Annotated in this window: 14 protein-coding genes; 6 read left to right on the forward strand and 8 right to left on the reverse strand. The window is 37.3% G+C overall.

The window, feature by feature from the left end:
• Nucleotides 1–8: 8 nt before the first annotated feature.
• From RAH34_RS02430 to RAH34_RS02450, 5 genes are all read left to right on the forward strand, one after another.
• Entirely contained in the window at nt 9–827 is an 819-nt protein-coding gene (locus RAH34_RS02430; RefSeq protein WP_306595031.1) for an AraC family transcriptional regulator, read from the forward strand.
• A gap of 75 nt (nt 828–902) precedes the next feature.
• The gene (locus RAH34_RS02435) at nt 903–1490 is read left to right on the forward strand and encodes an NAD(P)H-dependent oxidoreductase (protein WP_306595032.1); all 588 of its coding nucleotides are present in this window, start codon (nt 903–905) and stop codon (nt 1488–1490) included.
• Between the two features lie 632 nt (nt 1491–2122).
• Nucleotides 2123–3322 (forward strand): tyrosine--tRNA ligase, encoded by a 1200-nt coding sequence (gene tyrS / locus RAH34_RS02440; RefSeq protein ID WP_306595033.1) that lies wholly within the window; start codon nt 2123–2125, stop codon nt 3320–3322.
• 205 nt (nt 3323–3527) lie between these two features.
• Complete coding sequence (locus RAH34_RS02445; RefSeq protein WP_306595034.1) at nt 3528–4049, forward strand: 3'-5' exoribonuclease domain-containing protein; 522 nt, start codon at nt 3528–3530, stop codon at nt 4047–4049.
• An 18-nt stretch (nt 4050–4067) separates the two neighbouring features.
• Nucleotides 4068–4508 (forward strand): N-acetyltransferase, encoded by a 441-nt coding sequence (locus RAH34_RS02450; protein WP_306595035.1) that lies wholly within the window; start codon nt 4068–4070, stop codon nt 4506–4508.
• A 167-nt stretch (nt 4509–4675) separates the two neighbouring features.
• Here RAH34_RS02450 and RAH34_RS02455 read toward each other — a convergent pair whose 3' ends face one another.
• The 8 genes from RAH34_RS02455 to panD form a co-directional block, all read right to left on the reverse strand.
• On the reverse strand, nt 4676–6187 hold the full coding sequence (locus RAH34_RS02455; protein ID WP_306595036.1) for a helix-hairpin-helix domain-containing protein: 1512 nt from the start codon (nt 6185–6187) through the stop codon (nt 4676–4678).
• A gap of 4 nt (nt 6188–6191) precedes the next feature.
• Complete coding sequence (locus RAH34_RS02460) at nt 6192–7469, reverse strand: PP2C family serine/threonine-protein phosphatase (RefSeq protein ID WP_306595038.1); 1278 nt, start codon at nt 7467–7469, stop codon at nt 6192–6194.
• Nucleotides 7469–8512, reverse strand: coding sequence for a TerY-C metal binding domain-containing protein (locus RAH34_RS02465; RefSeq protein WP_306595039.1), 1044 nt, complete (start codon nt 8510–8512; stop codon nt 7469–7471). Before RAH34_RS02465 ends, RAH34_RS02460 begins: the two co-directional genes overlap by 1 nt.
• Nucleotides 8513–8529: 17 nt before the next feature.
• Entirely contained in the window at nt 8530–9168 is a 639-nt protein-coding gene (locus RAH34_RS02470) for a VWA domain-containing protein (protein WP_306595040.1), read from the reverse strand.
• An 86-nt stretch (nt 9169–9254) separates the two neighbouring features.
• Entirely contained in the window at nt 9255–9932 is a 678-nt protein-coding gene (locus RAH34_RS02475; protein ID WP_306595041.1) for a TerD family protein, read from the reverse strand.
• Between the two features lie 30 nt (nt 9933–9962).
• Nucleotides 9963–10538, reverse strand: a complete 576-nt coding sequence (locus RAH34_RS02480; protein WP_034698933.1) for a TerD family protein — start codon at nt 10536–10538, stop codon at nt 9963–9965.
• Between the two features lie 178 nt (nt 10539–10716).
• Entirely contained in the window at nt 10717–11745 is a 1029-nt protein-coding gene (locus RAH34_RS02485) for a lysylphosphatidylglycerol synthase transmembrane domain-containing protein (protein ID WP_306595042.1), read from the reverse strand.
• Nucleotides 11746–11748: 3 nt separating this feature from the next.
• Nucleotides 11749–12099 carry an aspartate 1-decarboxylase gene (panD, locus tag RAH34_RS02490; RefSeq protein WP_002976902.1) on the reverse strand — a complete coding sequence of 117 codons (351 nt, stop codon included), beginning with the start codon at nt 12097–12099 and terminating at the stop codon, nt 11749–11751.
• A 399-nt stretch (nt 12100–12498) separates the two neighbouring features.
• Between panD and RAH34_RS02495 the strand changes: the two genes are divergently transcribed.
• Nucleotides 12499–12789, forward strand: a complete 291-nt coding sequence (locus tag RAH34_RS02495; protein WP_002976900.1) for an HU family DNA-binding protein — start codon at nt 12499–12501, stop codon at nt 12787–12789.
• The last annotated feature ends 16 nt before the right edge of the window (nt 12790–12805 follow it).

Below are 12805 nucleotides of genomic sequence, written 5' to 3' on the forward strand. Positions count from 1 at the left end.
TCAGGATTATGGAATTCCGTTCAGAATATAACGAGTATAGAATTTCAGTTCCACAGGAATTTGAAAGTGTATTTACTCATTTCTATTTTGCTGAAAATACTTCTGAAACCTCCATTACCAAAACGCTTTTACCTACTTATCAGATGATTCTGTTATTTTGTTTTGGAGAAAACGCGACGATGTCCACCCGTGAAAAGACAATGATACATGTTGATAAATGTATGATCTTCGGACCTGTAAGACAAGCCTTTGAATATACACTTCCTGTTGGCTGCTCTATTCTGGTTGCTAATTTCAAAGATGATGCATTTTTCAGATTTTTTGGAAAAATATCCATTGAACAATTGGTAAGACATCCGGATGAATTGCTGAAAGACAATTGTTTTACAGACCTTTGGCATCGGCTTAGAAGATTAGATTCAGTCACAAAACAGGTAGATCATATTCTTGAATTCTGTAAACCTTATCTCCAGGATCGGGATATCACCAGCCAGCTTTTGAGCAGTTTTGAAAACGATCTTTTAAATCCAGTAAAAGTCATTGCAGAGCAAACCCATCAGACGGAAAGAAATATCCAGCGGAAACAAAAAGAACAGTTTGGATATTCCTTAAAAGAACTTGCCCGCTACAACCGTTTTTTAAAAGCAATACTACTCATCGAAAAAGAGACTGAAAAACAAAATCAGGTCAAATGGTTTACCATCATTGATGAATGCGGTTATTATGATCAAAGCCAGCTCATCCATGATTTCAAGCATTTTATCAACATTTCTCCCGCTCAGTATTTAAAATTCCAACAGGAGATCTGTAATCCAAAATCGAAATAGTCCGTTTCGTTTTCTTACAATTTTTGAAAAGCAGGTCACACTACATTTGTCTCATTAATCTTAACAATCAAAACAATGAGACATTTAATCATTTACGCGCATCCTAATGAAAACAGCTTAAATCATCATCTTTTAAACACTGTTGTTGAAACCCTTCAATCCCGTAACGAAGAGATTATTGTGAGAGATCTTTACAACATCGGTTTCGATCCTGTCTTGTCTTTGGAGGATATGCAGGGACAATTTCAAGGAAGATTATCTGATGATGTAAAAACTGAGCAAGAGCATATTTCCTGGTCAGAACAGATTACTTTTATTTATCCAATTTGGTGGACCGGGCTTCCCGCTATCATGAAAGGATATATAGACCGTGTGTTCAGTTATGGTTTTGCTTACCGTTATGACCACGGTATACAGAAAGGGCTTCTGAAAGGTAAAAAGACTGTGATTATCAATACCCATGGAAAGTCTCATGAAGAATATGAAAAAACAGGGATGGATAAAGCCCTTACCCTAACTTCGGATCATGGTATTTTCATCTACTCCGGACTGGAAATTATCAGACATTTATTTTTTGATAAAGCAGATAAAGCTTCTCCCGAAGATCTGGAAATATGGAAAGATCAGATTAAAAATCTATACTCTGATTATGTATTAAATTAGGTGGCTATATACAATTTTATACTGTTGTCATTCTGACGAAGGAAGAATCTCATGTAAAGCTTAGATTCTTCATTACATTAAGAATGACAGAGTCATCATAATTTAATATCATGATTAGGGGAAAATTGTATATAATTACCTTAAATTATTAATTTTTTTCCATGAAACCGCAAACTGAAAACCGGAAGATTCTCCCTGTTTTTCGGACTTCTTATGAAATAGCCAAGAAAATAATAAAATACAGTTTTTACATCTTTATCCTGTATTTTATTTTTAAGGGATTTATGGCATGAAATTAGCTTCAAAAACCGCAAGTAAAATTGTTTTGAACCATTATTTTAAGCCATTAAGATTGATGGATGGTTAAGTTTTTCTTTTAAAACAAATCTTGTTATAACCCTACAATGCGTCTTAATGGTTTAAATATTGGATCTTCAGGAAATTCCTGTATATTTACCTCACAATGAAACATCTGAACAGTATATTACGTCTTCCATTCTTCAGTGAATATTATACACCGGGCTATCGTTCGGGAAGACTTTCTATATCTGTAATCTAATAAAATAATCTAACGTATATATAGAGCCCGGACAGTACCTGTCCGGGCTTTTTTCATTTTAAAACTATTCAACATGATTCATTCATTACAAGAAAATGTAGCGATCATCCTGCCTGAAAACGGTTTGGAAGAAAAACTGGCGCAAGCCGAAAAGGAAAACAGAAAACTTTCCATCAAACTGGGATTTGATCCCACCGCTCCGGATCTCCATCTGGGCCATGCAGTGGTCTTAAAAAAACTGAAACAGTTTCAGGATCTGGGCCATCAGATCATTATTGTTGTAGGAAGCTTTACGGCAAGGATTGGCGATCCTACCGGAAAAAATAAAGCCAGAAAGCCATTGAGTGCTGAGGATGTTCAGCATAATGCCCAGACTTATATCAATCAGCTTTCCAAGGTCATTGATGTAAAGAAGACAAAGATTGTTTTCAATTCTGACTGGCTGGATGCTCTGGATTTTTCTGAGGTCATCCAACTGCTTTCAAAAGTGACCGTGGCTCAATTGATGCACCGGAATGATTTTAATAAAAGATTCACAGAAAATACGCCTATTGCCATGCATGAACTGGTTTACCCGATTCTTCAGGGTTTTGATTCTGTAAAAATAGCATGTGATATTGAAATGGGTGGTACGGACCAGCTCTTCAACTGTACCATGGGAAGGCAGCTTCAGGAAGTACATCAAATGCCTGCTCAGATTGTCATGTGTATGCCATTGCTGAAAGGTCTTGACGGAAAAGAAAAAATGAGTAAATCCCTGAACAATATTATCGGACTTACAGATGAGCCTAATGAAATGTTTGGAAAAACCATGTCTATCCCCGATGCTTTGATTGAAGAATTTATCAACCTGACTACAGATTTTTCTATGGAAGAAAAAACAGCTCTTTTGTCCAGAATACAAGACGGGGAAAATCCTATGAATATTAAGAAACTGATTGCCAAGAATATTATCAGCCAATACCACGATCCTGCTTCGGCTGAAAGTGCGGAACAGTTTTTTATCAACCAGTTTCAGAATAAAAATTTTGAAGAGAAAGTGTATGAACCTGTGGCTATCGGTTCATTGAAAAGTATGGAGAACAGAATTTCCCTCGTTGAACTGTGTCATCAGCTTAAAAATGACCTCAGCAAATCGGCCATCCGGAGATTAATTGAGAATGGAGGTGTTCAGATCAATACCCTCAAAATAACGGACGCAAATGAAGAAATGGAACTGATCCCTCAAACGAAAATAAAAATCGGGAGAAGGGGCTTTTTTGAGTTAGTATAAGGATGGAAGATGGGAGATGGAGTTTATTTAAGACAATGAACTTATGGAGGTTGTTGATTGAGATATTTTTTGAAAATATTCATTCATTTAAAAACACAGAAGTTATTTATGAAACAAAAAGTAACTTCCAGCTTCCTTCCTCCCGCTTCCATCTTCCATCTCTCAGCATATTTCAATATCTTCGTCCTGTTAAAAACTATTTCCAATGAGCTACATCATGGTTGACATAGAGTCGGACGGCCCGATTCCCGGGGATTTTTCTATGGTCTGTTTCGGAGCAGTCATCGTGAATGAGGAACTGGACACTACTTTTTATGGAAAATTAAAGCCTGTTTCTGAGAAGTTCAATCCTGATGCATTAGCTGTTTCAGGCTTCAGTAGAGAAGAAACAATGAGTTTTGACGATCCTGAAACAGTAATGCTTGCTTTTGAAGACTGGATTAAAACCCATTCCAAAGGCAGACCCATATTTATCAGTGATAATAACGGTTTCGACTGGATGTTTATCTGCTGGTATTTTCATCATTTTATCGGAAGGAATCCTTTTGGCTTTTCTTCCCGAAGACTTTCTGATCTGTACTGCGGACTGGAAAAAGATACTTTTGCCCAATGGAAGCATCTCCGCAAAACGGAACACACGCACAATCCGGTAGACGATGCCAGAGGAAATGCCGAAGTTTTATTGCACATGAAAGAAGAAATGGGACTAAAAATTGCATTAAAGTAAGAACTCTAATTTTTGAATATGAATCCTGATCTGCATTACAAACAAGCTGATGAAACTGACATTGATTTTCTTCTCAATCTCAGAATGAAAACCATGAATCCTCATTATGAAAGTTCCGGGCTTTCTACAGACAGAGAAACAACTCTTCAAAGAGTTTTGTATCAGTTTGAAAAAGCCAATATTATTTTTTTAAACGATCAGCCCATCGGACTGTTAAAAGTAGATAGAACGTTTACGAATATTGAGGTACTGCAGCTTCAGATTGACCCCAGTCAACAGGGCAAAGGGCTTGGAAAAAATATCTTGTCTGATATTTTAGAAGAAGCTTCATTAGCTGGAAAAACGGTTTCATTAAGTGTTTTAAAGACCAATAAAGCACAACATCTTTATCAAAGTCTTGGATTCAGAATTGTGGATGAAGATCAGTATTCTTATTTTATGGAAACGGAAAGGCAATAGATGTCTTTTTAAGTTTTGGCTAAAGCCGTTGAATGTTTCCTTTGATCAAATAATTTGACTTTTGTCATTCTGACGAAGGAAGAATCTCAGCCATATGAGATTCTTCATTACATTTCATTCCATTCAGAATGACACTACGCAAACAAGCCTTGATTATCCGTTAATCTTTACTGATTCGTCATAGTTACGTAGATTAGTCTTCCGCCTTCTTCTGAGGAAAGCAGGATTTTTTTACCATCCGTGAGTTCTACCATAGAACCTGGTGGAATTTCTTTTTGTTCTGTGACATCCTTCATACCGGATAATCCCTGATTCACCAATACCCATTTCCCCTGATGGAAGGTAAAATATCCCACAGGCATTTTATCCTGCATCGTCAGATTTTCGTTGCGTATTACTTTTCGTGAAACATGCCATTTGAACAGATACTGATTATGGTACACCATTAATCTATGGTTTTCCGGCTTCCATACCTCATCATCAAACCTGAAATACAGATCTAATACCGGCAGTGTTCCCTGATGAGGTGTTCCGCAGAACGGGCATTTTGGATTGCTGGAATTATCAAAAACATACCATTTTTCGGTACAATTGGAATTCTGGCAAGGTTGTATCAGATCTACGGTTTTCAACAAGGCAGCTTCCCATTCGTTAGCAGTGGGACGTCTGATAGGATCATGCAATCCGTCAATGAATGTCTTTCGGAACAAATCTGAAATATATGGACCTGTAACGGTATACGGAATCTTTTGAGGGTCTCCCCAGAATGCATCCCATTTTCTGAGATGATCTGATTTTACATGGTTGGAATTATTTTCGGGATGTTCTACAAACATCGCTTTTTCTCCCATGGATAAAATTTCATCCTTTTCGGAATCCAGATCCCAGATTTTTCCTCCACGCAGCGGATGTCTTCTCAACAGATACATATAAATCAGAACAGCAAGAGCATGCAGATCTGTCTTTTGATTGGGTAAATGTCTGTCCGGATCCTGAAGTTTCAAATGTTGGGTTTTCAACACTTCGGGCGCAATGAAGTCGGCAGTTCCTATCACTTCCGGTGGAAAAAGTTTGGGAACCACAAGACCATCAATATCGATGATACAGGCAGATTTTGTAACCGGGTCTACCAGAATATTGTTATAAGACAGATCGGAATGAGCCAGCCCCATCTGATGCAGCTTTTTCACTCCTCTGCTGATATTGACTGCAATCTGGAAATAGCTTAGCCAATCCCCCAATTCTGACTGATCCAGTCTCAACGGATACTGCTGATTCCTGAACATGGGAGCGGTAAACCACTTCCCCACTTTATCCTGTCCCTGGATATTATCTGAACCGATATATCCCTTGGCAAAATAAAATTTTTGATGATAAACAGGAACTACAATTCCTGTGAGCTTGTTTCTTTCAACAATATCATAAGGCCATCTGAATATTTCGTTCAGAAAGTAGTCTGAAGTATTTCCATTCTGTATACTTTGCAGATAAGTGGAAACAATCCTCATAATTCTTTCTTTCTGTCCTTCATCCAGCGGATTCCGGTAGAAAGCGACTACATAGTCTTTATCAGGCGAAAAATAAACATCTTTCACTCCGCCCCGGATAGGATTTTCATCTACATATTCATAGGATTTGGCTGTGTCCAGAACAGAAACAACCTTAATGGTCTTTTTCATGGTATTAATAGATTATGGCCAATGTACGGTCATCATGATTTCCTCTGCTCCAGAAATCGCTCCAGATGAGAAGTTCTTCATCAATTTTTTCATCGTTGATAAAATCTGCTTTCGTCCGGTCATCATTATTTCCGGCAAGGTCTTCAAAAAGTGCTTTCCAGCTTTCTGTATCTTCAAGTTTATTTTCTGTGGTAAACTTAGGATCATAAATACCGTCAGTCATCAGCACGAGATAAGAAAAATCTTCTACACAGGTAATTTGAAAACGGGAAACCATTCTATCATTAAAAATTTCTTTCATGGTGATAAAACGAGTGCCACCACCAAACTCTCCCACATCCATCCGGTTTAACAATTTTACTTCAGAAAAGTCTATATTAATGAGATTGATCGGACAATCCCCCACTCCAAAGCTCAGAATAATATATCCGAAACTGAACTTTTTAAGCAAAGTAAAAATAAGTGTTGTATGCAGATCATTGATAGAAAGGGCATTTTCTGCCGCTGTTTTTTCTAATGTGTGATAAACATGTAAGACACTTTCCGATAAGATATTGATGATATCCTGCTTGGCTTTCAATTGTTCTTCATCAGAAAACTGATTGATATATAAAACATTGATGTTATTTTCAATCTGGTCTAAAATCTCCTGTGAGTTAAAAAACTGGTTGATCGTTGTGGTTGCCAGTCTTGAGCCTTCTCTGGCAACTGAGGCCGAACCCGCTCCATCCGAAACAGAAATAATATTCCAGCCATCGGGAAGTGTATTTACGACAAAATCATCTTCACGAAATTTGCCTTCATGCGCATGAGAACGTCCTCTTTTGGAAGCTACAACAATTTTTTTGTCTGAAAAAGAACCTTTGTATGAGTCTTCTTCCGATTTATAAAAAGCAGCGTTTGTATCACTTGGAATATTCTTCCATAAGTCTTTGGGATCTGCGTTGACGAAGAGCTGTATTTTCTTGGTTTCCGTCTGATTCTGATCGTGAATGTGATAAAACTGAACATCCAGATGATACATATTATTCGTTACCGGAATTCCTGAAATGGTATCATTTTCAAAAGTGAGTCCTGTTTCTTCCAGGTTTCCGATTTTCTGAATCTTAATATTGGGAAACTCTTCCATATCGAAACTGAACTCATAGAACTGTTTGGCACTGGCATTTTTCAATACCCAATGAACGTCTTTGAATTCTTCTTTTTCTTTAAAGATAAGAGCCTGTTCCATAGTTTTCGGTTTGGATTCATCCCTTGATTTCCTGAAAAATTTCCCCATCATTAGCCCAAAGTTCTGTTAATATCAAATCCTCCCCCGGAGAATCCATAATAATCCGAAGTTCCACACCAAGGACATTTGCTGTATCCTTCTCCTCTCAGGCAGTGAATTCCTCCACATGAGCAGGTAGCTAATGCAATGGGATTGGCACAGTGCGGGCATGAAGTTCCTCCGTCCAGTTCTTCGATATTGATTTTAAGGTGCGTTTTCTGATTGGAGGAAAGTCTATAGTAGGCTTTTTCATCAATTTTATACGCTCCGTCCAATCTGTAATATCTTGTAGCCATTCCCGGTATACTGGATTCGACAAATGTTTTTTTGAATTTCATCAGATAAAGCTTTTCCGTTTCCTGACATTTTCCATTCAGTACGACAAAGTTATTATCAGGAAATCTCTGTTCCATTTCAGGATCTACTTTCTCAAGAATCATGGAATCAATTTTAGACAAATTAATTCCTTCTTTTTTTGCTTCTGTGACACTCTGGCTGGTAGTTTTAATAGAATCCGTTACCCATTTGAAAAACTCTTTGTAAGAATTTTCATCAGAATTATTGAACAGTAAAACATGGTCTGCCAGAGATCCGAGAAGTTTATAATTGGTATTTTCTCCAATAGAAACGGCAATCGTATTGGATTTCCCGTTGTATTTGGTATTCCATCTTTCAATGGCTTTGGTGGCATCATCAGTGGGAACTCCGTCTGTAAAAAGGAAGACGATAGGTTTCCAGTCACCTTTTCTTTCATACGTTGTTTTCACAATATCCCTGTCGATACAATCCATTACTTTGATTAATCCCTGGGACAGTGACGTTCCGCTTCCGATCGGGATTTTTGGCGGATAAAAACTGATAATATCCTGCATCGGAGTAATCACCTCTGCTTCTCCTGCAAAACCTATTACAGAAATGTAAACCGTTTCCAGTGAATACGGATCTTTTTTTAATTCCCTGATGATATTGGCGATACCTTCCTGTACCTGCTCAATAGGCTCTCCTACCATAGATTCGGAGATATCTACTAAAAAATAAATAGGTAGTCTTCTCATGGTGTAAAGACAATTTTTTAAATAATAATATTTAGCTCCGATGGTGGCGGAGGTAATGTGATATTTTCTCCTGTATTCTGAGATTGTCCTCCTTGTGTAATGGAGGAGCTCACCCATTTGAAAAAGGAAGAAAGGGTAATGGCATCTGTAGTATCCAGTTTTACCACATGATCGGTCAGTTCTTTCAAAAACTGCTCATCTGCTTTCGGTCCTGCTGCACATCCTACGATAGCCCCAAATTCCAGTCCTCTGATCACAGGGATCATCTGCCTGTACTTCTGAATATCCGAAGGTTTTCCATCAGTAAATATAAACAGTAACGGCTGCCAGTCTCCTTTTGCATCGGCCGATTCTTTTACAATTTCCCTCTGAACCAGTTCCGAAACCATTTCCAACGCAGCTCCTGTATGCGTAGGGCCACTGTCCGGACAAGTAATCTCCATGGGATAAAAGCTTGCAAGATCTGTTAAGGGTATAATATTCTTAACTTCTCTATCAAAGGTAATAACACTTAAATGCAAGCTGTCCATCGCCTGCGGATCCGCACGAAGCATACTGATAAGGCCATTGAAACCATTGTTCAGAGCCTGAATAGGTTCTCCGTTCATAGACCCCGAAGTATCTAATAAAAAATAAGCTAATAATCTCCTGCTCATTATAGACAAGTATTAATTCTGAAGCCGGCGGAGGGAGTCGAAGACTTCCAAGCCGGCTTATATTTGAGTTGAAAAAAATTTAAATTTTAGTTGGAATAAGCGTACTGCTGTCTCAGAATATCGATAAAGTTATCTGTATTATGCGGCTCACCTACAGCACGGAATTTCCAGTCGCCATTGTGACGGTATGCTTCTGCAAAAACCATTGCACACTTACCATTCATACTTGAATCACCGGAAAGGCTGTATTTTGTAATTTCTTTTCCTGAAGCATCTACCGCACGGATAAATGCATTTTCGATCATTCCGAAGTGCTGATTATTGGTTCTTCCCTGATAAATGGTAACAATGAACACAATTTTCTGGTAGCTCTGATCCAGTTGATCCAGTCTTACAATGATCTGCTCATCATCACCATCACCTGCTCCGGTTCTGTTATCTCCGGTAAGCCATACATTTCCACTTGGATGCTGCATGGAGTTGAAGAAAACCACATCTCCCTGGTAAAGCCCCATCTGTCTTCCATCATTGGTCTGTACCGTTCTTCCCAAATTGGCCACTTTTCCGTTGCCATCTAAAAGAAATGCTACTGCGTCAAGATCATATTGTGCTTCCTTGCTGAACAGTTTCCCAAAGAATCCACTGCTTTGTTTTCTTACATCCCATCCTAAACCGATGGTGACTTTTGAAAGATCATAAACGCTTTCTCCGCGGTCATTCTTTCTTAAATCTATCGTTTGTCCTTTCTGTAAATTAATTGCCATAGTTATAGTTTTTTTGTGTATTTGATGATTTTATTTGATGATTTGCCCTTTGTAGTATTTTTCAAGGAAGAAGCCTAAATCTGCTCTGTATCCTATTCCTGAAGCTTCAAATTTCCAGCTTCCGTTTCTTTTGTACAGTCTTCCGAACTCCACTCCTGTTTCAATAGAGAAATCTTCATCCAGTTCATATTTTGCAATTTCCTGGTTGGAATGATTATCCACAACCCTGATATAAGAGTTTCTTACCTGTCCGAAATTCTGTCTCCTTCTTTCAAAGTCCTCAATGGTGACCACGAAAAGAATCTCTTCCACTCTTGAGTCTACTTTATCAAGATCTATAATAATAGCTTCATCATCGTCACCATCACTGTTTTTACCACTCGGGTCATCTCCTGTATGGGTAAGCGCTCCATCCGGAGAATTCAGGTTATTGTAAAAAACGAAGTATTCTTCGCTTACTAATTTTCTGTCAGAATCAATCATGATTGCAGAAGCATCCAGGTCAAAATCATAGCCGGTTCCTTCATTCGGATCCCAGCCTAATCCAATCGTCATTTTCGTTAATCCTATCTCGATCTTTTGTCCTTTCTGTAGATTAATTGCCATAGTGTTTTATATTATGATTATTTTTTGCATTAAGATAGAAGTGATTTGCGAATTGACCAAATTTATTGATAAAAAAATGTCCTATACCGCTTAATTTAAACTCTTTAAGTCACAAAATGGGCATAAAAAAAGGTCCAATTAAAAAATTGAACCTTGTATAGTATAAGTATATGTTGAATTAATTTTCAAATTCTTTATCCGAAACAGCACTGTTTCTTGCTTTTGCGAGCATAGGAATGGAAATTAATCCCATCACCAGCATAATCACAATCTGCAGCGGTAAAGAAATAAAGGAATAGGTAAGCCCCATTTCACCTCCGAAATCTGCACTTTTTCCTACTGATATAAATAGCGCCATAAAACCATACTTCATGGCAAGGTTATACGCTCCGATTCCACCACTGGCAGGAATAATCATTCCTAATGTTCCTACTACAATAATGAAGAAACCATCTGCAAAGGTAAATGCTGAAGTTTCAGGAAGTGCAAAACATACCAGATAAGCGGCTAAATAATAGCAAATCCAGATTCCTAACGTATAAAGGATGAATTTCCCTTTTTCTTTTAATTTAAAGATGGAAGTGATCCCTTGAAAAATACCATCAATAAAATTGACTATTTTTCCTAAAAACGGAACTTCTGCCAGTTTCTTTCTAAATACAAAAAATAAGACTGTTCCTATTATCAGAATGGAAAGGATCAATATTATTTTAGTAGGGTTGATATTGACTCCAGAATTTTTATAGAATGACAGAATTGCATCATATTTAAACAATAATGTTAGCCCTAAAAATCCCATCATACAAATAAGATCCACCACCCTTTCTAAAATGATTGTCCCGAAGGATTTGTCCACCGGTACTTTTTCTACGCCATATAAAGCAGTAGCTCTTGCTACTTCTCCACTTCTCGGGATGGTAAGATTCATCAGATATCCGAATGATATGGACCAAAGTGCATTGGAATTTGAAATTCTATGTCCCATTGGTTCCAGCATAAGATTCCAGCGGATCGCCCTGAACCAGTAAGCCAGAAGACCAAATACAGAAGCAAACAATACCCAGATATAATTCGCTTTTGCCAGTGACTTCTGAATGACTTTAAAATCTAACCCCCTTAAAGCAAGCCATAAAAAAAAGCCTGCAAAAGCAAGCGATATTACTATTGTAAGTATTGATTTTACGGGACTTTTTGATGTTTTCTCCATGTACTACGTAAGAAGGTTTGTTTTTTCATCCGGGAAAACGATCTTCGGCTGGAAGTCTTTTGCTTCCTCCGGAGTCATCTGAGCATAAGCAATAATGATGATGATATCATCTTTCTGTACTTTTCTTGCTGCAGGACCATTCAGACATACTTCCCCTGATTTTCTTTTCCCTTTGATCACGTAGGTATCAAAACGTTCTCCGTTGTTCACATTCACGATATAGACCCTTTCTCCCACTACCAGACCGGCAGCTTCTATAAGATCTTCATCGATCGTTATACTCCCTATATAATTAAGGTCAGAGGCAGTTACTCTCACCCTATGAATCTTAGACTTGAAAACTTCTATTAACATGCTGCAAATTTATTAATAAAAATTAATAAAACAGGTCTTTATTAACATTTTAAAACTCCCACAAACACAGGGGTTTAATTTCACAAAACATAAGAAATTTAAAAATTACTTAGAGATTTAACAATCATATGGTCAAAAAAATTAATTGTTTGTACACAATTTAGGATTTAATAAATACGAAAAATAATATTAACTTTTTGCTAAAGTCAATACACATAAGCATTTGGCATGATTTTAGTAACCTGTAACGTAGATTTTCTGTGAAAAGTGGAATTATCATATTTTAACTGATTTCAGTGAAAAGTAAAAAATTTTTACAAGTTTTAATAAAAAAATTGCACAATTAGAAAATAGTACTATATTTGCTATAATTACGAACTAACTTTAATATTAAAAATTATGAACAAGTCTGAATTAATCGACGCAATCGCAAAAGATGCAGGTATCACTAAAGTTGCAGCAAAAGCTGCTTTAGAATCTTTCATTGGTAACGTTACAACTACTTTAAAGAAAAAAGATGGAAAAGTTTCTTTAGTAGGTTTCGGTACTTTCTCAGTAGCTGAGAGAGCGGCTAGACAAGGTATTAACCCTGCAACTAAAAAACCAATCAAAATTGCTGCTAAAAAAGTTGCTAAATTCAAAGCTGGAGCTGATTTATCAAATGCAGTTTCAGGTGCTAAGAAAAAATAATCATTCAGATTACAAA

The organism is Chryseobacterium sp. WLY505 (assembly GCF_030846215.1).
Taxonomy (GTDB): Bacteria; Bacteroidota; Bacteroidia; order Flavobacteriales; family Weeksellaceae; genus Chryseobacterium.

Coding starts and splice junctions, on each gene's coding strand:
- RAH34_RS02430 (WP_306595031.1), top strand. CDS start 9: ATGGAATTCCGTTCAGAATATAACGAGTATAGAATTTCAGTTCCACAG.
- RAH34_RS02435 (WP_306595032.1), top strand. CDS start 903: ATGAGACATTTAATCATTTACGCGCATCCTAATGAAAACAGCTTAAAT.
- tyrS (WP_306595033.1), top strand. CDS start 2,123: ATGATTCATTCATTACAAGAAAATGTAGCGATCATCCTGCCTGAAAAC.
- RAH34_RS02445 (WP_306595034.1), top strand. CDS start 3,528: ATGAGCTACATCATGGTTGACATAGAGTCGGACGGCCCGATTCCCGGG.
- RAH34_RS02450 (WP_306595035.1), top strand. CDS start 4,068: ATGAATCCTGATCTGCATTACAAACAAGCTGATGAAACTGACATTGAT.
- RAH34_RS02455 (WP_306595036.1), bottom strand. CDS start 6,187: ATGAAAAAGACCATTAAGGTTGTTTCTGTTCTGGACACAGCCAAATCC.
- RAH34_RS02460 (WP_306595038.1), bottom strand. CDS start 7,469: ATGATGGGGAAATTTTTCAGGAAATCAAGGGATGAATCCAAACCGAAA.
- RAH34_RS02465 (WP_306595039.1), bottom strand. CDS start 8,512: ATGAGAAGACTACCTATTTATTTTTTAGTAGATATCTCCGAATCTATG.
- RAH34_RS02470 (WP_306595040.1), bottom strand. CDS start 9,168: ATGAGCAGGAGATTATTAGCTTATTTTTTATTAGATACTTCGGGGTCT.
- RAH34_RS02475 (WP_306595041.1), bottom strand. CDS start 9,932: ATGGCAATTAATTTACAGAAAGGACAAACGATAGATTTAAGAAAGAAT.
- RAH34_RS02480 (WP_034698933.1), bottom strand. CDS start 10,538: ATGGCAATTAATCTACAGAAAGGACAAAAGATCGAGATAGGATTAACG.
- RAH34_RS02485 (WP_306595042.1), bottom strand. CDS start 11,745: ATGGAGAAAACATCAAAAAGTCCCGTAAAATCAATACTTACAATAGTA.
- panD (WP_002976902.1), bottom strand. CDS start 12,099: ATGTTAATAGAAGTTTTCAAGTCTAAGATTCATAGGGTGAGAGTAACT.
- RAH34_RS02495 (WP_002976900.1), top strand. CDS start 12,499: ATGAACAAGTCTGAATTAATCGACGCAATCGCAAAAGATGCAGGTATC.